The 20,459-nt window shown below is 43.5% G+C and carries 40 protein-coding genes; 10 read left to right on the forward strand and 30 right to left on the reverse strand.

The window, feature by feature from the left end; genetic code table 11:
• Positions 1-256: 256 nt before the first annotated feature.
• Positions 257-1,045 carry a Bro-N domain-containing protein gene (locus tag ACERC6_RS09450; RefSeq protein ID WP_373628845.1) on the reverse strand — a complete coding sequence of 263 codons (789 nt, stop codon included), beginning with the start codon at positions 1,043-1,045 and terminating at the stop codon, positions 257-259.
• 165 nt (positions 1,046-1,210) lie between these two features.
• On the opposite strand from ACERC6_RS09450, the gene ACERC6_RS09455 reads away from it, so the two are divergent.
• Positions 1,211-1,474: a hypothetical protein gene (locus ACERC6_RS09455; RefSeq protein WP_373628846.1), complete on the forward strand. Its 264-nt coding sequence runs from the start codon at positions 1,211-1,213 to the stop codon at positions 1,472-1,474.
• Between the two features lie 102 nt (positions 1,475-1,576).
• Here the strand turns inward: ACERC6_RS09455 and ACERC6_RS09460 are convergent, their stop codons facing one another.
• Positions 1,577-1,882 (reverse strand): BRO family protein, encoded by a 306-nt coding sequence (locus ACERC6_RS09460; protein WP_373628847.1) that lies wholly within the window; start codon positions 1,880-1,882, stop codon positions 1,577-1,579.
• A complete protein-coding gene (locus tag ACERC6_RS09465; RefSeq protein ID WP_046699121.1) occupies positions 1,863-2,081 on the reverse strand; it encodes a hypothetical protein in 219 nt (72 codons plus the stop codon). Before ACERC6_RS09465 ends, ACERC6_RS09460 begins: the two co-directional genes overlap by 20 nt.
• Before the next feature lie 87 nt (positions 2,082-2,168).
• Here ACERC6_RS09465 and ACERC6_RS09470 point away from each other — a divergent pair, with 87 nt between their 5' ends.
• Complete coding sequence (locus tag ACERC6_RS09470) at positions 2,169-2,444, forward strand: hypothetical protein (RefSeq protein ID WP_373628848.1); 276 nt, start codon at positions 2,169-2,171, stop codon at positions 2,442-2,444.
• A 318-nt stretch (positions 2,445-2,762) separates the two neighbouring features.
• Here ACERC6_RS09470 and ACERC6_RS09475 read toward each other — a convergent pair whose 3' ends face one another.
• Genes ACERC6_RS09475 through ACERC6_RS09525 form a run of 11 tightly spaced genes read right to left on the reverse strand, consistent with a single transcriptional unit; the run spans position 2,763 to position 8,740 of the window.
• Positions 2,763-3,086: a DUF4035 domain-containing protein gene (locus ACERC6_RS09475; RefSeq protein ID WP_373628849.1), complete on the reverse strand. Its 324-nt coding sequence runs from the start codon at positions 3,084-3,086 to the stop codon at positions 2,763-2,765.
• A 20-nt stretch (positions 3,087-3,106) separates the two neighbouring features.
• A complete protein-coding gene (locus ACERC6_RS09480; RefSeq protein WP_373628850.1) occupies positions 3,107-3,430 on the reverse strand; it encodes a phage tail assembly chaperone family protein, TAC in 324 nt (107 codons plus the stop codon).
• 35 nt (positions 3,431-3,465) lie between these two features.
• Positions 3,466-3,894 (reverse strand): hypothetical protein, encoded by a 429-nt coding sequence (locus ACERC6_RS09485; RefSeq protein ID WP_373628851.1) that lies wholly within the window; start codon positions 3,892-3,894, stop codon positions 3,466-3,468.
• Between the two features lie 3 nt (positions 3,895-3,897).
• On the reverse strand, positions 3,898-4,266 hold the full coding sequence (locus tag ACERC6_RS09490; protein ID WP_373628852.1) for a DUF3168 domain-containing protein: 369 nt from the start codon (positions 4,264-4,266) through the stop codon (positions 3,898-3,900).
• Between the two features lie 20 nt (positions 4,267-4,286).
• Complete coding sequence (locus ACERC6_RS09495) at positions 4,287-4,829, reverse strand: HK97-gp10 family putative phage morphogenesis protein (RefSeq protein ID WP_373628853.1); 543 nt, start codon at positions 4,827-4,829, stop codon at positions 4,287-4,289.
• The gene (locus tag ACERC6_RS09500) at positions 4,826-5,158 is read right to left on the reverse strand and encodes a phage head closure protein (protein ID WP_373628854.1); all 333 of its coding nucleotides are present in this window, start codon (positions 5,156-5,158) and stop codon (positions 4,826-4,828) included. The genes ACERC6_RS09495 and ACERC6_RS09500 overlap by 4 nt, the downstream gene beginning before the upstream one ends.
• On the reverse strand, positions 5,159-5,485 hold the full coding sequence (locus ACERC6_RS09505; protein ID WP_373628855.1) for a head-tail connector protein: 327 nt from the start codon (positions 5,483-5,485) through the stop codon (positions 5,159-5,161).
• Positions 5,466-5,693, reverse strand: a complete 228-nt coding sequence (locus tag ACERC6_RS09510; protein WP_284673393.1) for a hypothetical protein — start codon at positions 5,691-5,693, stop codon at positions 5,466-5,468. Before ACERC6_RS09510 ends, ACERC6_RS09505 begins: the two co-directional genes overlap by 20 nt.
• 56 nt (positions 5,694-5,749) lie before the next feature.
• Positions 5,750-6,940, reverse strand: a complete 1,191-nt coding sequence (locus ACERC6_RS09515) for a phage major capsid protein (RefSeq protein ID WP_373628856.1) — start codon at positions 6,938-6,940, stop codon at positions 5,750-5,752.
• A 58-nt stretch (positions 6,941-6,998) separates the two neighbouring features.
• Positions 6,999-7,538: an HK97 family phage prohead protease gene (locus ACERC6_RS09520; protein WP_373628857.1), complete on the reverse strand. Its 540-nt coding sequence runs from the start codon at positions 7,536-7,538 to the stop codon at positions 6,999-7,001.
• Positions 7,535-8,740 (reverse strand): phage portal protein, encoded by a 1,206-nt coding sequence (locus ACERC6_RS09525; RefSeq protein ID WP_373628858.1) that lies wholly within the window; start codon positions 8,738-8,740, stop codon positions 7,535-7,537. Before ACERC6_RS09525 ends, ACERC6_RS09520 begins: the two co-directional genes overlap by 4 nt.
• A 119-nt stretch (positions 8,741-8,859) precedes the next feature.
• Between ACERC6_RS09525 and ACERC6_RS09530 the strand changes: the two genes are divergently transcribed.
• Together ACERC6_RS09530 and ACERC6_RS09535 are read left to right on the forward strand one after the other, a co-directional pair.
• Positions 8,860-9,159: a DNA-binding protein gene (locus tag ACERC6_RS09530; protein ID WP_373628859.1), complete on the forward strand. Its 300-nt coding sequence runs from the start codon at positions 8,860-8,862 to the stop codon at positions 9,157-9,159.
• Entirely contained in the window at positions 9,156-9,473 is a 318-nt protein-coding gene (locus ACERC6_RS09535) for a helix-turn-helix domain-containing protein (protein ID WP_373628860.1), read from the forward strand. Before ACERC6_RS09530 ends, ACERC6_RS09535 begins: the two co-directional genes overlap by 4 nt.
• Before the next feature lie 106 nt (positions 9,474-9,579).
• Here the strand turns inward: ACERC6_RS09535 and ACERC6_RS09540 are convergent, their stop codons facing one another.
• Together ACERC6_RS09540 and ACERC6_RS09545 are read right to left on the reverse strand one after the other, a co-directional pair.
• Entirely contained in the window at positions 9,580-9,783 is a 204-nt protein-coding gene (locus ACERC6_RS09540) for a hypothetical protein (RefSeq protein ID WP_284673387.1), read from the reverse strand.
• Positions 9,780-10,364, reverse strand: coding sequence for a KilA-N domain-containing protein (locus ACERC6_RS09545; protein WP_284673386.1), 585 nt, complete (start codon positions 10,362-10,364; stop codon positions 9,780-9,782). The genes ACERC6_RS09540 and ACERC6_RS09545 overlap by 4 nt, the downstream gene beginning before the upstream one ends.
• Before the next feature lie 173 nt (positions 10,365-10,537).
• Here ACERC6_RS09545 and ACERC6_RS09550 point away from each other — a divergent pair, with 173 nt between their 5' ends.
• Complete coding sequence (locus ACERC6_RS09550; protein WP_284673385.1) at positions 10,538-10,762, forward strand: Arc family DNA-binding protein; 225 nt, start codon at positions 10,538-10,540, stop codon at positions 10,760-10,762.
• Positions 10,763-10,794: 32 nt separating this feature from the next.
• Here ACERC6_RS09550 and ACERC6_RS09555 read toward each other — a convergent pair whose 3' ends face one another.
• The 12 genes from ACERC6_RS09555 to ACERC6_RS09610 form a co-directional block, all read right to left on the reverse strand.
• Entirely contained in the window at positions 10,795-12,489 is a 1,695-nt protein-coding gene (locus tag ACERC6_RS09555; RefSeq protein WP_373628861.1) for a terminase large subunit, read from the reverse strand.
• A 107-nt stretch (positions 12,490-12,596) separates the two neighbouring features.
• Entirely contained in the window at positions 12,597-13,082 is a 486-nt protein-coding gene (locus ACERC6_RS09560; RefSeq protein WP_373628862.1) for a phage terminase small subunit P27 family, read from the reverse strand.
• Between the two features lie 86 nt (positions 13,083-13,168).
• Positions 13,169-13,531, reverse strand: a complete 363-nt coding sequence (locus ACERC6_RS09565; protein ID WP_373628863.1) for an HNH endonuclease — start codon at positions 13,529-13,531, stop codon at positions 13,169-13,171.
• A gap of 14 nt (positions 13,532-13,545) precedes the next feature.
• Positions 13,546-14,082 carry a hypothetical protein gene (locus tag ACERC6_RS09570; protein ID WP_373628864.1) on the reverse strand — a complete coding sequence of 179 codons (537 nt, stop codon included), beginning with the start codon at positions 14,080-14,082 and terminating at the stop codon, positions 13,546-13,548.
• Between the two features lie 151 nt (positions 14,083-14,233).
• On the reverse strand, positions 14,234-14,503 hold the full coding sequence (locus tag ACERC6_RS09575; protein ID WP_373628865.1) for a hypothetical protein: 270 nt from the start codon (positions 14,501-14,503) through the stop codon (positions 14,234-14,236).
• A gap of 18 nt (positions 14,504-14,521) precedes the next feature.
• The gene (locus ACERC6_RS09580) at positions 14,522-15,106 is read right to left on the reverse strand and encodes a hypothetical protein (protein WP_373628866.1); all 585 of its coding nucleotides are present in this window, start codon (positions 15,104-15,106) and stop codon (positions 14,522-14,524) included.
• A gap of 19 nt (positions 15,107-15,125) precedes the next feature.
• A complete protein-coding gene (locus tag ACERC6_RS09585; protein WP_373628867.1) occupies positions 15,126-15,260 on the reverse strand; it encodes a hypothetical protein in 135 nt (44 codons plus the stop codon).
• Positions 15,260-15,469: a hypothetical protein gene (locus ACERC6_RS09590; protein ID WP_373628868.1), complete on the reverse strand. Its 210-nt coding sequence runs from the start codon at positions 15,467-15,469 to the stop codon at positions 15,260-15,262. Before ACERC6_RS09590 ends, ACERC6_RS09585 begins: the two co-directional genes overlap by 1 nt.
• On the reverse strand, positions 15,466-15,876 hold the full coding sequence (locus ACERC6_RS09595) for a VRR-NUC domain-containing protein (protein ID WP_373628869.1): 411 nt from the start codon (positions 15,874-15,876) through the stop codon (positions 15,466-15,468). Before ACERC6_RS09595 ends, ACERC6_RS09590 begins: the two co-directional genes overlap by 4 nt.
• On the reverse strand, positions 15,873-17,180 hold the full coding sequence (locus ACERC6_RS09600; RefSeq protein WP_373628870.1) for a DUF1376 domain-containing protein: 1,308 nt from the start codon (positions 17,178-17,180) through the stop codon (positions 15,873-15,875). Before ACERC6_RS09600 ends, ACERC6_RS09595 begins: the two co-directional genes overlap by 4 nt.
• 139 nt (positions 17,181-17,319) lie before the next feature.
• Positions 17,320-17,460, reverse strand: coding sequence for a hypothetical protein (locus ACERC6_RS09605; protein WP_373628871.1), 141 nt, complete (start codon positions 17,458-17,460; stop codon positions 17,320-17,322).
• Positions 17,461-17,468: 8 nt separating this feature from the next.
• On the reverse strand, positions 17,469-17,696 hold the full coding sequence (locus tag ACERC6_RS09610; RefSeq protein ID WP_373628872.1) for a transcriptional regulator: 228 nt from the start codon (positions 17,694-17,696) through the stop codon (positions 17,469-17,471).
• Between the two features lie 129 nt (positions 17,697-17,825).
• Between ACERC6_RS09610 and ACERC6_RS09615 the strand changes: the two genes are divergently transcribed.
• From ACERC6_RS09615 to ACERC6_RS09625, 3 genes are read left to right on the forward strand one after another with little or no spacing between them, the layout of a single operon-like run.
• Complete coding sequence (locus tag ACERC6_RS09615; protein ID WP_373628873.1) at positions 17,826-18,521, forward strand: XRE family transcriptional regulator; 696 nt, start codon at positions 17,826-17,828, stop codon at positions 18,519-18,521.
• 13 nt (positions 18,522-18,534) lie between these two features.
• Positions 18,535-18,714 carry a hypothetical protein gene (locus ACERC6_RS09620; protein ID WP_373628874.1) on the forward strand — a complete coding sequence of 60 codons (180 nt, stop codon included), beginning with the start codon at positions 18,535-18,537 and terminating at the stop codon, positions 18,712-18,714.
• Positions 18,715-18,744: 30 nt separating this feature from the next.
• Positions 18,745-19,005, forward strand: coding sequence for a hypothetical protein (locus tag ACERC6_RS09625; protein WP_373628875.1), 261 nt, complete (start codon positions 18,745-18,747; stop codon positions 19,003-19,005).
• Here ACERC6_RS09625 and ACERC6_RS09630 read toward each other — a convergent pair.
• Together ACERC6_RS09630 and ACERC6_RS09635 are read right to left on the reverse strand one after the other, a co-directional pair.
• Positions 18,965-19,297, reverse strand: coding sequence for a hypothetical protein (locus ACERC6_RS09630; RefSeq protein ID WP_373628876.1), 333 nt, complete (start codon positions 19,295-19,297; stop codon positions 18,965-18,967). The two genes, ACERC6_RS09625 and ACERC6_RS09630, sit on opposite strands and share 41 nt — an antisense overlap.
• Before the next feature lie 241 nt (positions 19,298-19,538).
• Positions 19,539-19,850 (reverse strand): hypothetical protein, encoded by a 312-nt coding sequence (locus ACERC6_RS09635; protein WP_373628877.1) that lies wholly within the window; start codon positions 19,848-19,850, stop codon positions 19,539-19,541.
• A gap of 197 nt (positions 19,851-20,047) precedes the next feature.
• Here ACERC6_RS09635 and ACERC6_RS09640 point away from each other — a divergent pair, with 197 nt between their 5' ends.
• Both ACERC6_RS09640 and ACERC6_RS09645 read left to right on the forward strand, forming a co-directional pair.
• A complete protein-coding gene (locus tag ACERC6_RS09640) occupies positions 20,048-20,227 on the forward strand; it encodes a hypothetical protein (RefSeq protein WP_373628878.1) in 180 nt (59 codons plus the stop codon).
• The gene (locus ACERC6_RS09645; RefSeq protein WP_373628879.1) at positions 20,227-20,379 is read left to right on the forward strand and encodes a hypothetical protein; all 153 of its coding nucleotides are present in this window, start codon (positions 20,227-20,229) and stop codon (positions 20,377-20,379) included. The genes ACERC6_RS09640 and ACERC6_RS09645 overlap by 1 nt, the downstream gene beginning before the upstream one ends.
• The last annotated feature ends 80 nt before the right edge of the window (positions 20,380-20,459 follow it).

The raw sequence follows: 20,459 nt of genomic DNA on the forward strand, positions 1-20,459 counted from the left end.
ATGATTTCATTGACATGAGCAAGGTTTTCTTGACGCAGTACGATATTTTTGCCAGTGTGAATACACTTTAAGGAAAAACCACCCAGCATATAATATAAAGGTTGTTTTTTGTCAAAATCATCAGAGGTAACGAATTGTAACCGCATGGGAACTCCACATCACAAACGCTCATCTCATCATACCCCAATCCCTACACTTTTTCAAGCCATGCCCCACAAGCGTGCTTGCAGGGTGGTTTTTTTGATTTAAGCGATTGTTAGTGAAACCCAACCGACCAGTGTATGTTGCTCAAGCGTTCAGGGTTCATGCCGTTATAGCCTAGATTTTTGCTGATATGATTGGCAAATATCGCAGCATGGATGATGTGGCCGTGTATCTCGCCTGACAATTTGGGGCTTAGCATTCTAAACGGCTCTTCAATGGCTTTATACCAAGAGTAGATGAACTGTGTGTGCCATGCCAGATTTTGAGCATTGATGGATAGGCTCTCGCTCATGGGGTTTTGTACCTTAATCATCAAACCATGCACATACTCCACCGCTTGTTCCACCTGCTCTTTGGATAATTCTTTGATTTCATCAATACCAAATCTTTGATGCACCATCTTATAAATGGTAGAGTAATCCAAGCGTAACACACCTGTTGCCATACTCACGGCATTGCGTAAGGGTAGGGTGTCGTCTGAGGTGAGTTTTGGCTTTACCTGTACAGGCTCGCCCACTTCTTTATCCAAGATGTCTAGCACCCATTGACGGAACTCTTTGGCGACTTTGGTGCGAGCAAACATGGCGATAAGGTGGCAACCACGCAGAGAGAAAATGCGTGTTGAAGTTTGCAAATTTGCTGATTTCTCCGAAGTAACCAAATTGATTACCTCGGTCATACCACTTGTAAATTCATCTTTTTTGCGATTATAGATATTGGTAACAGAGCGAACATCAGAATATTCCAATGCTTCGGCAAGTTGTGAGGCAGTAAGCCAAATTTGCTTGTCTCGGCGGTTAATTGGGTTGAATGCAACTTGATTGAATGTTAAACTATTCATAGGTTTAATTCCTAAAACGATTGAACTTAGAAAAGACCTTGCAGACCGTCGGAAGTTGGCAAGGTTTTTTCGTATCTGACATAATAACTTATGTCATTGACATATATTCTAAATGACATTATAATATATGTCAACACCCAACCCCAAAAAAAGGCACTATTTTTTATGTCATACCTTAATACTACTGAACTACTCCAAAATCAAGACGCTTGGAAACGCTCGCAAGTACGCTTACCTATCAGTCTCTACCAAGCGGTTGTTAAATATGCAGAAGACAAAAATATGTCTCTTAATACCGCCATTATTCATCTTTTGGATATTGGCTTGGTAAAGGAAAATGAACGCATACAGAGTGTTCGTGAGCTGTACAGACTGATCGGAGAAGTTAATGAACGAATACAAGCTATCGAAAATCAGCCAGAACCATAAAAAGCAAGCGTTTTTTGCTTGCTGTCTATAGGCAGTTGCCTTTATCATACAGGCAGGTATGGTCATCATAACCGCACCTGAATTTCTTACCCTTTTTCAAGTTTACACTTGCTTTGCCTGATGCCTGGCAAACATCGCAATCAAATGACAGCCACGCAAGTTAAAAATTCGCACTTTCTTGACTAAATTTTGTTGATTTTTCGGGGCGGTCAATTTGACCGTCTCGGAAATATCAATAACTTGCGTCATACTAGGCTTAAACTCATCAATATGGCGATTATAAAGTTTGGTTACACTATCAGTTTCAGCATACCCTAACGCCCTAGCCAACTCGTTAGAAGTCAGCCAAATTTGATTTTGTTGCTTGACAGGTTGAAATTCAACCCCATTAAATGTTAGAATGTTCATAGTTGCTTTGCTCCAGTGCAAAAGTGATTAACGAAAGAGCCTCTTTTACTTTGGTCGGTGAATAGGCTCTTTTTGTTAGGTAATCCTGCAAGGCATTCACAATTAGCTGATTTAGGCTAGTATCTTGCTCAAAACTTGCGTTTTTTGCTTGCAAATACACACTTTCAGGCAGTCTAACTTGTGTTCTTACAGTGTTCATAGGCTTACTCCTCGTAATATGTGGCATTACTCATAGTGCCATAATGGTATTTTATTATAACACTATTCGTAGTGTCAAGGGTTTTTTATGGCAAAACAAGAAAATTATGTCAGAACACAGGTTAGACTAGAAAATGATGTTTACCATCTATTGAAAGAATACTCTCAAGCCAACGAGCTTTCAATGAATGAAGCGATGAATAGGCTTTTATTTGATGCGATGATGAAAGAATTAGCTGATGATAACTTCGATGAAAAACAACAACTTTTGGAGATGGCAACCGCTCAGTTACCGCATTTTTCGTTAAAAGAAATTCGTGATGTTTGTGCCATTATTCGTTATATTAGCATGACAAAAGGATAAGCAAAAACCCACTTTGTCAAGCCTTAATCGCTCTGATTCCCACCCTTAAATTTTCGCCACTCACTTAGAATGTTTGGCAATCGCCATACAAATACAATCAGTAATGAAAAAACACCCAAAATTAACAAGTTTAACATAGGTAATTCTCCCAATTTACCCAAATCTATGTTAAAATTCATCTAAGTTTATATCCTTTTCTGCATTAAAAGGGTTAAATTAAAAACGCTCAGAGCCTGCCAGCTTTGGGCGTTTTGCTTGCTTGGATATGGCAACTGCGGTTATGATAACCGCACCTGAATTTCCTACCCTTTTTCAAGTTTACACTTGCTTTGCCTGATGCCTGGCAAACATCGCCATCAGTGCTTCGGCATCTTTTTGGGCTTGTCGCTCTGCTTGATGCTGCTCGTACTCTTCACGCATCTCATCGGTCATGGGGTTTGGGTCAATGGGCAAAAAGTCTGCGATGCTCGTCTCATCATTGCCCAATTTGGCATACAAAAGATGAGCGGTTTGAATGTCTTGCCGATATCCACCAAAGGGGTCTAGACGGTCGTAGGCTTGCCAGCAGATAAGCTCTTCATAAGATAAGCTGTGTTCTAGCTCGCCCACCGTCCGCCCCAGTGCTAATGCCAATTTAAACAAAAACCGACGCTCATGGTCGGTTATGAGTTTTTTTCTGCCGTCTCCACCGTGCCAAAGTTGACTCGGCTGACCGCTTCAACGATGTGTCCGACAGTCTTTGAGTCCAAATCTTCAATGTCTTTGGCATCGTCATCATCAAACAGACGCTCACCTTTTTCATCGCACACGCCATATTGCACCAAAGCCACAGCAGCCGCTGTTTGGTCGTCTGCTAATTTGGCAAGCTTGCTTTGCTCTGCCACAGAAATTCGGCGAATGAACAACGGCTCATCAATGCCATCAATGCTTACCTGCGTTGGTTTGCTTAGGGATTTGATTTTATTAAGTAAAGTAGATTTTTTCATTGGGTTTTCCTTTTTGTCTGAATGAACTGTTTGAGTTAGCCGATTTTGGCAACATCGCCTGTGATGGAGATGGTGCCTGTTTTACGCAGTTTTTTCTTGGTGTCTTCATTATCAATAGATAGCTTAGAGATGATGCCTTTAAACTTGCGTCCCTCGCTGGTGGCTTTGGTAAATTCCAGCTTAAAGTTCAACTCTGCCCCTGACTCGAAAGCGGTGTTGATGATTTTTTGTCCTTCGTCGTTGGGTTCGTGGACAAACTCAAACTCAATCTCTGACTCCTCTTTGAAATCTACCACCGCCTTGACGGTGCGTTTGTCGTCGGTAGCAGTAACTTCATCCATCACCTTTTCTTCGGTGGGGACAGCACATTTTTGTAGATGCTCGACTTTTTTGAAATCATCTTCAGTGGTTGATACAGACAGCGTGTAAAAACTGTCAAGCAGATTGGCAACATTTTTAGCCATATATTACTCCTCGTTTGGCTGATTAGGTTTGGTTTGGTGGTTAAAAAATACATCGATGCTGGCACGATACAAGCCCTCATCGACACTAAAATGAGTGCCATCATGTTCACTCATGGGCAGCTCATCAAATCTATCTAAAATCTCGCCATACAAGGCAAGCAGCTTATCATAATCATGATGATAAGCATCAATCTGCACACGCACACGCTCATGATGCGTGATGCCGTCCAGCGTGGTGATGGGCAGGGTGGAGACGATTTGATAGACGACATAAGGCGGTGTGTCGTCTGCCGTCTCTGGTATGAAGTGCGGGTAGACTCGCCCAGCGACCAGCGATGATAAGGCGGTGTAGATCAGGGTGCTTGCGTTCATTGGCTCAACCTTTTAAAAACTTACTTGAATTTATCAATACGCTCTCCCAATTTCTTTTTAAATCGCCGCACCGCTTCGTCTTTGTTATGATCAAAAGCAGGTCGCAAAAATGGCACAGCTGGCATATTCACCGTACCACGCTCTACCATATGCCAATAAAAGGCGGTTTCGCCCGTCTTGCCTTTTAGATGGATACCAATACCGACGGCTGCACGATGACGCTCACGGCTGTTTTTGGTCAGGCGTTGCCGACGGATGGATTTACGCAGTAGTCCTGCCTGCTGCATGACATAGCGACCCTCGCCACGCTTGGCACGCTTAGATTTGCCCTTTCTGGCTTTGCCGTTTTTGGTAAAAACGGTGGTTTTCTCACCTTGCCCTGATGACATATAGCGGCGATAGGCAGCTTCGGTGGCTGGGGCTCGCTGCTTGGCTTCTTTGACAATGGGATTGGTGGCGAAATTGAGTGCTTGATACATCGCACGCCCACGCAAATCCTTATTCAGCTCACCCAATGCCCGATCCAGCTCTTTTAATCCTTCAACTTTTACTGTGGCTTTCATGTCACACCTCTCAACATAAGCGTCAGATACGCACGCCCTGTATTATTATCCGCCAAAGGCTCACCGACAATCTCATACATTCGCCCTGCGTGCTGGACTCGCATTGTTCGGTCAATGTCGGTGCGGTGGCGAATGGTGGCTCGTGCGGTGATGTTGACTTGCTCGGCTTGCCCTTTGATGATGTCTTTGACCGATAGGGGCGTAAACTGCCCCCAAAGGGTCAAGGTGTGCTCCCATTGTCCCACTTTGACCGCTCCTGTGGCAGAGCGTGTGGCGGTAGGGCGGTAAAATTTTAGGCGGTGGCGTAATTGTCCTGCTTGGATTGCCATTTACACCCCCATATATCGGTACGGCTGTAATAGGAAATCTACCGCATACGGCACTTGAGCCATGTTGGCCATATTACTTGCCACCGTCTCGCGGTTGGCATACCAGTGGGCGATAAGCATAAGACAAGCGACATTGATGTCATCGCTCAATAAAATACTGCGTTTTTCGTCTGTATCAGGCGGTATGTCATCAAAAAACAGTGTCTTGTCGGTAAATTTTTCCACCGCTCGATATGCCGAGTTAATGTACAGATTTAACAAACCATCTTCGTCATCGTGTTCAATTCGGCATTGATGTTTGACTTGTTCAAGGGTGATTTTGTTCATCTTTATTATCCAAGTCGCTCTCAGCTTTATTTTGTACCTTCGGCTCAGCCTTGTTCTTTGGTGCTGCCTTGGCTTTCTCGCCTGCGATTGGTTCAATTAATCCCATGCTAATCAGAATCTTGGCATCGTGTTCGTTGGTAACTTCTCGGCTCTCGCCTGCAAAGTATTGTTTATCGCCATAATGTTGGCGGATAACTTTATATTTCATCAAAAACCCCTAGTAAAAAACCCTAGAAATAACCACTTCTAGGGTTTTTGGTTGAGTTAAACTTTATCAGCCAAAGTGCCATGAATAAAGGCTTCGGGGCGATACACCGCCAACGCCAAACGCTCTTCAGCTAGGATAGTCACCAAGTTACGCGTAAAATCATCATTTTCAAAACCAACCATCACGGTCGAATCTTGACGGTCAAAGATTTGTGCGCCAAGGTCAAACGCACCTGTCAAGAATTTGCCCGCTTGCATTGCTTGGGTTGCTACCACAGGCAAGCCCCACAGCGTTGGCGTTGCTGTGCCTTGTGGATTGCCGATGATGTAGCGACCATTGTCATCTTTGGCAAGCTCAATCTTCGCCCAATCAATCGGGTTTAGTACATGACCACTTGCAGGGTATTCAGCCAACACCGCTTGCAACATAGCAAGGCGTAGCTGGTCGATGATGGTATATTTCGCCAGTGTTGCCTTATCGTTGAACGCTGTTGCTTGAGTGATGATACCTTTTAGATTGCCTGATAGTCCATCGCCATTGAGCATCTGCTGTTCTTCCACCAGTTTAAGGCCATAGATTAAGCGACCATTGATGTGGCTTGCCAGTTGTGGTGCGTCATCCAAGATTTGGCGAGATGCTTTAAAAAAGTGTGCCAAGGTTGCCACATTGACTGTCTGCTCATCAAACTTAATGTCAGATTGTGCTTTTTTGTCACCTTCGTTTTGCTGAATGGCTGCACCATTAGTGAACCCAGTCTCACGCATATAAGTGATGGCGTTGCTTGAAGTTGAACCCGCCATCAACAAGTCGCGTACCGTCATTCGGCGATTAGGTGGCACAACAAGACCTGGTACTCGGTGGTCACTGATTAGCACGCCTGCTGAACCATTGGCGTCAGCCGTGGCTGATGTGATGTTGGCTTTGACTTCAAGTTTGGCTTGCTTGACACCGCGTGGGTCAGCCTGTAGCTGTTTTAAGGCTTCAGAATCGGCAAACTTCTCGCCAAGTGTGCGAAAATCAGCATCATCAGAGCCACGGCGTGCGTCTTTTTGTTCCAGTTCATCAAGTCGCAATTTAATATCATTCATTGACACTAGGGCTTCATCAGCCTTGTCAATGGCGGATTGGGACAGCTTTTCATTATTTGCCATTTTGCCCTTAATATCTTCCGCCACTTCTTTGACATTGTCAGTAGCACGGGCAAACTCTTTGGCAAGTTCGGTGTAATTGGTGGTTTGGTCGGTCATAGATGTTTCCTATTAAAAAAAGCCCTTGCGGTCTGCAAGGGCATTGTTGATTTAAAGGTTAAAAAGATTGGTTAATGTTGGCAAGAATTTTTAAGGCGTTTTGTGCATCTTTGGCTTTTATGGCTTCAGCCTTGACACTTGAGACAGTACTGTCTTCATTGGCTGGAAAGGTGACAATAGACACTTCTTTTAAGTCTAATTCCAATAACTCCAAGGCGTTCTCGTCCTCATTCCAAGTCCACTTGCTGGTGCGATAGCCGATAGACAAGCCGTCAATCGCCCCGTTTTTGATTAGGGCGTAGGTTTCACGAGCCTTAGCCACATCATCAATCAGTAATTTGCCTTCGCCATATAGACCGTACTCATCTTCATACAGTTTTGTCCACACGCCAATGACATCAGAACGGTTGTGTTGCCACAACACAGGGGGCATCTTGCCTTTGGCTTGCCATTCGTTCAAAGAATTGACAAAAGCACCCTTCTTGACAATGTCGCCGTAGCTGTCTTTGACATCAAAGACGCTACAATATCCGCTAAATGTGCCGTCATCTTGTAGGTTTTCGGCTTTAAATGAGAGTGATTTTGTTTGTAAAGTCATTCATTTCTCCCCAAATCTTGTAAATGCGTTAAATTCGTCTGTACGGTTAGCGTATCGCCTCCGTCCAAAGGCGGTAGGTCTTCCAATTCTCGCACTTCGTTTCTTGTCAGCCAGCCGTTTTGCAATGCCGAAGTATAAAATGCCGACCGCCCATTACTATCCGCCCGTAGCAGTCCTTCCACGCTCCATTTTGGCTTATACTGTGAGCGTTCAGCAGGGGTTAGCAGCTTTTTGATAATCGCCTGTTCAATTTTGACCAGTACAGGGCGTAAGCTGTACATCAAAAAGCCCAAATTCATATTTTCAAGACTGCTTGCCCACGAGCTTGCTTTATCCGTGTGATAGATGAGCTGTGGTGGCACGCCAAAGATACGGCATATTTCTTCAATGCCAAAATAACGACTTTCCAAAAGCTGTGCGTCCTGTGGGTTCATTCTTAGGCTATGCCCGCCCGCCACATCCATACCCGCCTCCAAAACCATGTATTTACCTGCGTTTTCGGGCTTGCCAAATTCGGTCAAATTTTTTCTTAGGCGTTCTCGCTGTTCTTCTGTGAGCGTACCTTCACCAACTTTCAAAAATCCGCCTGCTTTGAGCGAGTTTCTAAATTCGTGGGCGGTGGCGTTATTTGCGTCCGTTTGCAGTCCAATCACCGATGATTGGTAGCTAATGGGCGATAAGCCCACAAGCCCATCAAGCGAAAAGCCTTTGATGTGCAAAATATCATCAGACACATAACGGGTATATTTACCATTTTCTTGATAAATGTAGGTAATTAGTCCGTCTTTACCCCGTGATACGCTCATTCGCTCAGGGTTTAAGACATCTAGGGCGATGATACGACCTGTCTTTTTGTGGCGGACGATTAGGGCATAAGCATTACCCCACAAATCAAGGCTTACCACCATACTTTCCCAAAATTCTGATGCCGTCATATCGGCATTGGGGCTGTCGTGTAGTAGGCGATACAAAGGGTGCTGGTCAGCTGTCTTTTTATCTTTGCCATATAGATGTAGGGGTAAAGAGCCAATCACTTGACTTCTTAGGCGTACACACGCCCACACCGCAGACAGTTTAAGGGCAGTTTCGGCATTGATGGCGTTGCCACTTGCCGATGTTGTGCCGATAAAGGGGTCGGACTGTTGCCCTTTATCAAGGCGTGAACGCCCAAAAATAGAGCCGAGCCAACCAAAAAAATTCATTTTATTTTCCTTTTTGCGATAAAAAAAACCGCTCAAAAAGCGGTTAAAATCAAAAAAATCACTTGTAATTATAATACAATGTGTTATAATACATTGTATTCAATCAGAGATGAACCACCATGTACACGATTGCCGAAACCGATGATTTTATCGCCCAATCCAAAACCGTTTGGAGTGATGATGAAAAAAGCGATTTCATCACTTTTTTATCCGCCAACCCTTTGGCGGGCGATGTTATCCCAAAAACGGGCGGATTTCGCAAACTGCGTTGGTCTGCCAAAGGCAAGGGCAAACAAGGCGGCGTGCGTGTGATTTATTACAATCTGTTAGAAAATGGGCTGATTGTTTGCTTTTCGGTCTATGCCAAAAACAGACAAGAAAACATCGCCCCAAACACCCTAAAAGGAAAGAAACAATGACCCTACCAAAATTTGAAAACATGGACGCAATCGTCCAAGCCATTATTGACGATGACCCAGATGCCGAAGTTGTGCGTGAGAGCCTAACTCGTTCTATTGAACAGTTTAATAAGGGACAATATCTCATTAACCCTGCCACCATCAGACAACAAAACAACCTATCTCAAAGCCAATTTGCCCGTGCCATTGGCATTTCGGTAAACACACTTAAATCGTGGGAGCAGGGGCAACGCCAGCCAAGCGGTTCGGCTCGGGTGTTGTTGGATTTACTTGCCAAACGCCCAGAACTCATTGGCGAGCTTGCTACGGCGTAATTTGGGCAACAAAAAAGGCAACTACCCAAAAAACGGATAATCGCCTTATTGACACTTAATGCCATAATAGCATTATGATATCCCACAGGGTATCGTGGTGTCAATATCAAGACAGCTCAATATCTTTGCCTTTTTGCAAAAAATCATCAGATTGACCTTCTGCCAAATATTCAGCAATGTCTAAAAAGATTTGATCGCCGTCTTGCTTGGCTTGACGGATAAGTTTGGCAATCCATTCAAAATAGCCACTTGCCAAATAATGAGTGTCTGCTAAATCTGTTTTGTCGATGTGATTGATGACCTTTGTCATTTTGCACCTCCAAATCCGATAAAGGGCAAATAGGGTTGAGCTTTTTGCAAAAGCTCGGTAAGTTTTGCTTTGAGTTGTGGCTTAGTCTGTTTGCCGTGTGTTGCCAGATACCAACCTGCTTTTGATAGATTTTCATCAAAATGTTGTAGCGTGATACTGGTTTCGGTGATTTGGGCAGTTAAAGATTGTAAAGAACCTGTCGTCATTTGTTCAATCTGCATATCACACCAAACCGCAAATCTTGGATTAAGCCAACGAGCAAAATCAATCGCAAGTTTTGGGTGTAACCAAGTGCCTTGTTCAAATTCTTGTGAATTGCCTTTTTGCACAATCACAAGGTCATTTTGTGAAGCTCTTTTTGGAGCTTCACTATTTTCTACCGAAGCCGTAAAAACGGCTTCACTCAAATGCTCATCTAAGGCACGGATATAATCCTGTGTGCGTTCAGATTTTAGATAATTCTGCACACGCTTGCCATAATGTTTTGCAATCATTGTAGCATTAAGATAGCCGTTTTCGGTAAAAGCGACTGGCAAACCGTCAAAATTGACAGTTTTTAGCTTTTGTGGTAAATTACTCATAGGATATTTTCCTTATCAGTGGTTAGTATTCTAGCCCCTTGTTTGATTTGACGGTCTGCAAGGGGCTTTTTATTGCGTACCGTGTTAGTACGGTGATAATGATAGCACTGTACTATTGATTAAGTCAAGTATTTTTGTTAAAATATTTTTAAATTTTTTCAAAAGGTGCTTTTATGGCTCGTTCAGACCCCCAATTTAACTTACGCATTCCCCAAGAATTAAAAGACCAAATAGAAAAGTCAGCCAAAGATGACGGACGCTCTGTTAATGCACAGGCGGTTCATTTGTTGCAAGTTGGCTTAGAACAACAACAAAAACCACCAACCCAATACATAGATATTACAGACGCATTAACGGACATTATGAAAGAAATCAAATCATTAAAAAAACTCCAATAAAAAACCGCCACTTTGCATAAAGGGCGGTCAATTCAAGCAATCACCATATTGTCTAAATACTCATCAATATTCCCCCCACTTTGGGCGTGTAATTTGGCACGCCCAAGAGCCATTATCAAAGCCACAATGCCATCAATCTTGTTTTCGGCTCGCTCTTTGTCTGGATAGATATTGTCTTTTTTATCCACGACTGCGACAACATTGCTCGCCTGCCAAGTCAGCACAGGACAATCCCCGTGGGCGATTTTACCCTGCAAAATGAGGGCTTCTAGCTCTTTCATTGGCTCACTCATATTTTTTACAGTATGGCGTAGCTCCACCATCGTTGCCCCTTCTTTTTCCATTTCTTGGGCGAGCGGTGTGGCTTGCCACGGGTCATAGGCGATTTGGCGAACATCAAACCGCCCCATAAATTCTCTTAAATCATCTTTGATGACTTCAAAATCCACCACTTCGCCCATTGTCAAGGTCATTAGCCCCATATTATCCCACGCACGGTAGCGATCAGCATTGCCATCCATACTTTCTAGCACCCTAGCGTCTGGCAGATAATAACGCCCGTGTATGTGATAATAAGGGTCATCAGCAGTTGGTGGGAATAGCAAAATAAGGGCGTTTAAGTCAATCTTTGTCGCCAAATCAAGCCCAATGTAACAGGGGCGGTTTTCAAGCTCACATAAGGGTTTACGCTCGTGGGCTTGTTGCCATTTTGCCATGTTCAGCCACGCATTTTTTGCTCCGACCCACTCATTTAGGTGCTTGGTGCGAAATACCGACTGTTTGCGTGCCGAAGTTTTTGCGTCTCTTTGGCGAGCTTGCAAAAATTCCCCCGATACCGATATGTTATAATTTGGATTTGCCTTTATCAAAGCAACATCGCTATCCCACGCATCGTCTGTATCTTTACCGTACAGTATCGCCCACATATCATCAATATCTAGCACGCCATCAAGCATTTTTTGAGCATCTTGATAAAGCAGATGACACGCTCCGCTAATGGTTGCTCCTGCGGTGGTGATGATGAGCATAATCGGCTGATTTCTCGCCCCCATACCCGTTTGCATCGTGTCATACAGCGTGTCATCTTTATGCTCGTGGTATTCATCGATGATGGCACAGCTGGGGCTTGCACCGTCCCCTGGTTTGCCGATGACAGGTTCAAAGCGTGAGCCGTCCGCCACACGATTCATATTAGAGGCGTTCACTTCCACGCCAAAATATTCTTTGAGCTGTGGTGTGCGTTCCACCATCTGTTTGGCAGGGCGAAACACTTCCCACGCTTGCTTTTCAGTGGTTGCCCCGCTATACACTTCCGCCCCAAACTCTCCATCAGCACAAAACATATAATTTGCCACACCTGCTGCGATTGCCGATTTGCCATTTTTACGGCAGACAAAAATAAAAATCGTGCGGTATCTTCGCAGATTATCCGACTTTTTGACCCAACCAAACGGTACGCAACACGCAAACACTTGCCACGGTTCAAGGTGGATTTTTTCGCTCCGTCTTGCCCATTCGCCCTTTGTGTGGGGTAGTAGCTGGATAAACTTGGCAACCCTTTCGGCTTTGGCAGGGTCAAATTTGTAAGGATAATCCTTGTTTTTACTTAGCTTTTTATCATCAAAATGCCTTTGACACGCCAATTTTATCCATTTGTTTGTGATGATGTTTCCATTGATGACATCGTGGGCGTATTTTTCAGCTCGTCTTACATTCTCATAAGTCATTTGTATTTTTAAATGGATTGATTTTAAAATAAAAATTGGTTAAAATTTATAATCTAACATCGCATAGGTGGCTTAAAAAAGTATCATTTTTGACGGTACTCTTTTTTTTATAAAAACTGGGCAAATGGATTGCCCGCCGTTTCTGTCTTTGCCCCACCTGTCAGCCGTGTGCGACTAGCAGGGTCAAGCCCCAAAAGCGACCCAAAAGTTACCAGTTGTCGGGCGGTTTCATTCATCACCGTAACGGCAGGATTTTTTTGTAAAACCCCAGTCTCTGGGTGCGGCACAACCACGCCATACTTGTTAATCTCAATTTGAGCCTGTCGCCACCGTGCATACGCCGTGCAAAATGCTTCCACATTGTGCAAATCCCCAACCGTAAGCAAGTCATTGGCACACAACTGGGGAACGACCCTTTGCCACATTTCCACCGCCAACGGCTCTAACCATTCTGGCGGTTCAATGTTGGCAATCTGGTCAAATTTTGGCTCATTTTTATTTAAAGCACGCTTGCCAGCGTTGCCGTTCAGCTCTTTTAATTTGGTTGGCTTGGGTTTTCGCCCACGCCCTGCAACTGTCGCAATTCCACCCATTTTTTGTTATTTCTCCAAACTTTTAATTTTGCGGTCGTAAAAATTTTGGTAGGGGGTCGGTCCTACGGCAAGACGCTCCGAACTTTTTACCCACCCCCACCCCTTCGGCTCTCGGCTTGTGTCTTGGTCTTGTGGCAGGCGTGGCAGATTGCTTGTAGGTTGCTTGGCTCGTCCGTGCCACCTTGTGCCTTGTTGATGATGTGGTCTACTTCGGTGGCAGGCGTGTATCTGTCGTTTGCTAAGCAGACTTGGCACAAGTAGCGGTCTCGCTCCATGATTTGATTGCGTAGCTTTCGCCACGCCTGCCCATAGCCACGCTCGCTAGCGGTGCGACCACGTTGGCTCTTGTGCCAGCCGTGCCTGTGATGGGCGTGCTTGTCGCAGTAACCTTTGTCTGCACGACTGACAAGGGCAGGGCAACCAATGGCTCTGCATGGTGTCTTTGGCATACTTACTTCCCAAATTAAAATTTATAAATCATATTGTCTTCATAAGTTGCATAATAATTAACAGACGAATTAAAACTTAACTTTTCAAAACCACCAATGCGTTGCCAAGTCTGCGGTTCATATTGCTTAACATATTCTAGATAGTCCAATAATTCGCTTTTGGTTGAGCTAAAAAAGACATAGGGCGGTTTTACCATTGTCATTAGTGTTAAAAATTCCACCATACCAAAATATTTATCCATTTTATACGATTTTTGGTCTGTACAAATATAAGGTGGGTCAAGCAATAAAAGGGCATTTGGCGTGTTTTGATATTGCGGTATTAACTCATCAAAACTTTGTGAAGTAATAATAAGCCCATTCAAATAACCGTCCGCACTTTCATAATCTTTGGTGCGAACGGTATTGTATAATGTGTGCTTTTTTAATTCGTCAATGCTATTAGCGTGTTTACCACTAAACAAAAGCCAGCTACTGACACACCGCATATCTATATAACCATCAAATAATTCAATGATTTTAATCACTTCCAACGCAAAATCTTTATCCATTTTTTGATTGCGTGGTAAATATTTGGTTTTATCAAAGATTAAATGGCGTAATCGGTTAATATCATCAATATGCTTTAACCGCTTGTCAAAGGGGTGTTTGGCTGTTCACGCAGTCAAACACCGCTCCATTTTCTCAGCCCCCTAGTTTTTGCTAGGGGTTTTTGTTGCCCGTGTCGTGGGCGGACGCTACTAACCGCCATACCTGCCACCCAATGCACAGGGTAAGCAAGTGTGTCGGCTTTCGTTCTATTCTTTGGTGGTGCGACCAACTCACCCAATCAGATTTTTTACGCTGTGGTGCATTCTGCTGACGGTCAAACGGCAGGCAATAAAAAAGGCAACTATCCAAACGGATAATCGCCTTATTGACACTTAATGCCATACTAGCATTATCATACCCCACAGGGTATCGTGGTGTCAAGGGGGTATTTTGCTGATTTTATAAAATTTCTATTTCTCTTAGTTCGTTCCTATATTTGCCAATCTCCCCAGCAATTTCCCACACCAATTCTTGCAAAGTGTCAATCAGTAGGCGTTGGCATTTGGTAAATTGGTTAGTGTAGGTCTTTTCGTTGATGTTGATACTAAAAAAGTATAATCGCCCTTTGACCGTACATAAATCCCACGCATTTTGTAAGTGCAATGATAGCACCATGTGAGCCATCTTGTGCGACAATTCGGCTCTGTCGTGGGGGCAGTTTTTGGGCAGGGGGGCTTTTTTAAGTTCGGTCAGCACCACGCCTGCCAAATAATCTCGCACCGTTTCATAATTGGCTTTATCCATACCCCACACCAAAAGACTACACAACGCACGGGCAGGTGTGTCCATCATGCCAATGCACGCACACCGCTCCTGCCACCCCGAATAATCATTATCCGACTTGACAGGGGTGTTAAAATCATCAAATACTTTGGCAGGCGTGGCGGTCATGTGCTGACAAAGCCAGCCTAAGCCGTCAATATCAAACATGGGGTGTGTGCCAAATTTGCTCGCCTGCTGATTTAGATTGATTGTATTTGTCATTTTTATTCTCCGTTTTTGGTTAAAAAACACGATTTGGCATACTCACTTCATAACGCCATTGACACCGCAATGACAACAGCTTTTTATTAAACTCATCATTTGCTTTTTGCTCTAAGATGTACGCCAAACAATAAATCAAAATCGCTAATGTCATTACTTAATCCTTTTTTCTTTTGTTTTGGCGGTCAAAAACTCTAACGACAACACAATAAATAAAACGCCAATACTAAACCCCGTTGCAATCACAAACGCCCCAATAAATAGATTAGCAATGACCGCATTGCTTAGCGTGGCATAAAACCCAAGTATGACCCCCACCAACAACCCAAAAACAATAAGAAAATAGTTAATCAAGTTCTTCATTTGTTAATCCCCAAATACGCCTTAATCTCATCAATCGCTTCATTTGCTCCATATACTACCACCGCCTTATAACCAACCGCATTTAAGCGGTCAATCATCATTTCTTGGTTATCCGATACTTTGCCCGCTTGGCGTGTCTTGCCGTTTTTGGTCTTGCCCTTTGGGGTTTTAAGCTCAATAAATAAGCCGTGATAACCACCTTTGGGAATAAACAAAAACAGGTCTGGAAACCCCGCTTTTGTCCCCAGGAGCTTAAAATTTCTGCCTTCGCTTTTGCTCCGATAGCCCCCATTGGGGCTGTGGTGGATAAAATGGGATAACTTGCCGTTAATGCCGATGGGGGCAAGTGTCTGCCATCTTGCCCATGTCATTACAGCTCTTTGTATGCTGTCTTCGTGTTTTTTCATCTTGCTACCTGTTTGGCTTGTTGCGGTCTGTTGTGTTTTGAGAGAATGTGGCTAACAAATTCGGGGCTTGCCGTCTGTGGTTTTTGGCAGTTTGCCACGCCTGCACGCTTAATCCGCTTATAGGCTTCTAGACTTGTTTCGCCTGCCAAACGGTATTCTTTGACGATTGCGATACATTCCATGCTGTTATAGCCGTCAAAACATTTAACCCATTTTCCGCTAATATTAAAAGTATTGGGTTTTGGCTTGGATAATTTGTTGCTGTCGTCCGTCCACACGCCACCAAAATCATCATCGGCAGGCGTGGGAGCGTTAAAAATGGGCTTTTCTCGTTTTATCCAGTCCACGAGCTTATCTATGCGGACTTGTTCGGTTGCCAAAAAATTACCCTGTAATTCTCGGCTGACATTGTAATTTTTAAACTTGGTAAATATCTGGCCATATTCGTCTTGGCTCAATGTTCTGCCAAAACCTGCCCCGCTTAGTAATCCATTGATGATGTCCACGCTTGGAGCTTGCCATTCTCCAATAGTTTTTAAATTTTTAGAAAAATTGGTGTGTGTGGGTGCGTGTAACATTTCGCTGTTTACACACTCATTTTTTTCTTTTAATTCATGGGTTATGGGTAATGGATTATTCTCAGCATTTTGGGCGTTACTTCCGTTACATACTTCGTTACTGTCAGCGTTACACGGTATGACATCGGTGGCGTTACTGCCTGCGTTACACGGATTAAAATGCGTATCATAAAGCCCACGAATGTCATCAAGTGTCATGGACTTATCCGCCTGTATGCCTTTATTTTTAAGGGCTTTTAGCTTTCGTGATTTTTCGGTGCGTTCTGCCCCTGTCATGACAAAACCACCCGTATTGTCATAGATGTTGGCGTTACGCTCATCGTTACTTTTGATGTTACTTGGCGTTACATCACTACCGTTACTGTCGTTACTTTTAGCGTTACCTTTCGTGTCAGCGTTACTGGCGTGTCTCATAGCAAAGCGAATGTCTTTGATTTGCTTATCCCAGTCGGCATGACGGTAGGTCTTGCCCAGCTTTTTGAATTTGTCTTTTAATAGCCAATCTACATCCGCCTTATCGCTGTCGCTATGGCAGTCAAGGCGAAAATAAAGCAGTGCCAAATCATCGCCAATCGCCCCATTATTTTTGTGGGCGGTGGTAAAATACAGCGTGCGTAAGTCAAGATAAATGGCACGCTGATTGCGTGTCATGTGCTTGGTCTCGCTGTCAAAATCACTAAAATTGTGCGTGATGTAGTGGATTTTGGGTGGCTCTTTGGTGGTCATGATAATGCCTTGATTTACTTTGGCTTTGGTGGTATAATAAAGCCGTTTTTGATTATTGATTTTTTGGTTTCTAATTTTTGATTAAAAACGCCCAACCCAGTCCGCTACGGCTGGGTTTTTTGTTATTTGAATAAAATTCTCACGAGATGATGGTTTTTGCGGTGGATTTGCGAAAATCAGCATAAGGACGCAAAATACGCCCAATGCGTGATAGCTCGCCCTGCACCGTCCACATATCGCCATAGCGGATGTTATGAATGCTAGACTGTAGTTTAAGCATTTTTGCCCCTAGTTACCGCTAGGGGCTTTTAATTTTTCAATCTCAATAAGTTGTGGGCATAAGTCCACTGCCTTAAATTTACCGTCTGTAATTTTCTCAATCTTTAAGGCATTTGTAGGACTAATAGTGGTCTTACCAGTCTTCCACTGGCTGATTGCTCCTTGAGTCACACCAAGTGCTTTTGCCAAAAGTTCTTGGCTGCCGTAATGTTGAATTAATGCGTCAATATTATTCATAGTCACTCCTAAATATTAGCGGATTATAAGCAAACTAATTGAATAAAGCAAGCAAAATATAAGTAAATTAATTTGTTATATTATAAGCACTCTTATATAATATAGATAAAGCCCATTGAGAGAATCATCATGGAACTAAAAGACCGACTTAAAGCCGCAAGAAAAGCAGCAAAATTAACCCAAGCGGAAGTAGCTGAGAAGGTTGCTGACTTAACTCAATCTGCGTACAGCCAACTTGAGAGCGGAAAAACAAAAAGTACGAACGCCATTTTTGAGCTCGCCAATATCTTGCAGGTAAATCCTAAATGGCTTGCTACTGGCGAAGGTGAAATGAAAACGCCCCAGCATCATGTTGATGAACTGGTGGCGTCCATGCCAAATGGTATCACCCATGACGAGGTGGAACCGTGGCGTGAGCAGGTGTGGGTGAATTTTTATGATGTGTCGTTCTGCTGTGGGGACGGCGGTGGCTATCCTGAATTTAAACCCTTAAAAAAAACTTTGCCCTTTGACCAGAGCTTTTTTAAATATCGTAATCTTAACTCAAAATACTTTAAGATAATCTATGCCAAAGGCGACAGCATGGCACATTATATCCAAGAAGGTGATGCGGTGGGGATAGATGTGTCTGATATTGAGCCGAGAGAGGGCGAAGTATATGCCTTGTTTTGGGATGGCGACCTACTCATCAAGCGTATCTATAAAGAAGGCGGTGGTGTGCTACGCCTATCTAGCGACAACCCCGCCTATCCTGCCAAAATCGTCAATGAGACGAATGGAGAGAGCCTTGTGATCATTGGGCGTGTGGTGTATCGGAGTGGTTAGAGGAGTTTAAAGAATGTCTATAAATAAAACATTGGTGATGCAGATACTGACCGTGCTTAGCGAGCAAGCACCCAAGCGAGTGTCTGTGGAACGCTTGGGGCTGTGTGATGAGCAAGATGCGGAGCTGGCACGCCTTGCCGAACGACTAAGGTGGCGGTGGAATATAAGAGAAGGTTGGTGTAGGGGTGGTTAAACATTATAGAAAATAACATGGGAGGTAAAAATGATTTTGAACAGAACATTCCAAATAGAACTGCTGACCAAAATGGCAGCGGAGTATCCGCATTGCTTTGATTTGCAATGGCTATATCCAGAAGATAGCGAGCAGTACCCAATGCATCTTGCTAATATTTTTTATTTGCAAGAGTGCGGTTTTGTGTCTGATAGGTGTGTGTTGGTCAGCGGTGGTGGGATGCCTGAGTATCGGCTTGGACAAGGGAGAATTACCGCCAAAGGCTTGAACTTTTTGCTAGAAAATGTATAAGGTTTTTATATAACTTTGCTTTACGCATTTTGGTTTTTTTGTGAGATAGAACGCCTTGTAAACTCATTTTTTGGGCGATTATCACTGCTGGCTCATTCATGCCTGTTAGAGTAAAAGTTGTGCTGTCGCCCACTCTTGAAAAAATAAGCTGTCCTAAGCACCACCCATTGTAATGGTAAATAGGGACGGAAATTTTGTCTTGGGTGAGCTGATTGTTCGTATCTTCAAAATACAGCTCGGTACTGACTTCGGCTTTGCGGTCTGCTAAGGCGATTAGGTTTTTTAATTTCATCATTCTCTCCAAAAATATATAACTCATTTAATTTGTTGGGTTTTTGTTTTGATTAACCCAATCTACTTTGCCGTTTTGACGATATTGGCTTCTGCTTGGACTTGCCTAGCTGATAAAATATCCAGCCACCAAGATAATAAAACAGCAGAGACAGCCAAAATGGTATTGACTCATTCATGACTGCCACAATCACATCAAACATATTACACTCCGTAACCGCCGATAAAGTATTTCGCATTCGTTATAGACGGACAAATGTTCCATAAAAGCCTTCTTGGTCAAAGATGGCATAGCGTTTGTCGGTCTTTTTTGGTGTTACGGTCGTAAAGCCGATAAAACGAAAGGTGCTATCTGACACCCGCTCAAACAACAAATAGCCTGTGGCGGTAACAATGGCGTAGCCGTCTATCTCGTATTCGTGAACGCCCTTCAAGGCTTTTTCACTGTCAGTAAAACGATGACAATTTAAAAACAACTCCACTTCGCCACAACGGGCGTTTGGTCTGTCGCTTTGGGTTAAGGTCAAGTAGGGTTCTACTTTTTGCTTATTCATCAAAATACTCCAAAATTCATTTTACCGTCCCACTGGGGCGGTTTTTTATTGCCTATAAAAAATATACTTATATTTTAATATAAAAATCATCATATTTTCAACAAATTGCAAATTTTATATTAATAAACTAATATTTTTCTTGCATTATTTTATTAGTTTGCTTATAATCACCCCATAAACAACAAACGGAGTGAACGATGCATACCAAACTGACACCAACTGACCTTGTGCCATTGATTATTATCGTTGCCATGCTTGCCCTGCTCCCTGTGGCGTGTACTGAGGGCTTAGACCGCCAAGCCCAAGCCGACTACGAGAAGTGCCTATCATGGCAAGCTGATGGCTATGACATCAAGTGCGATGGAGGTAAATGGTAATGAACAAGCAATCTAACCCAAATGGCGTAAATCCCATCATGGATGCACTCTTAGCACGCATGAGCGAGCTTGACCGTTTTAGCGATGATGAACGAGTCATCGCAGGTAGAGCGTATCTTGTCAATTATTTTGGAGATAAAAAATGGCTTTAACCACAACCAAAATCCGCCGTGAGCTTGCCAAGATGGTGCTAAGTACCAGCCATGCTTGCACCGTGCGAAACGATGCCATC

The organism is Moraxella sp. E33BD (assembly GCF_041807865.1).
GTDB classification, from domain to species: Bacteria; Pseudomonadota; Gammaproteobacteria; order Pseudomonadales; family Moraxellaceae; genus Moraxella; species Moraxella haemolytica.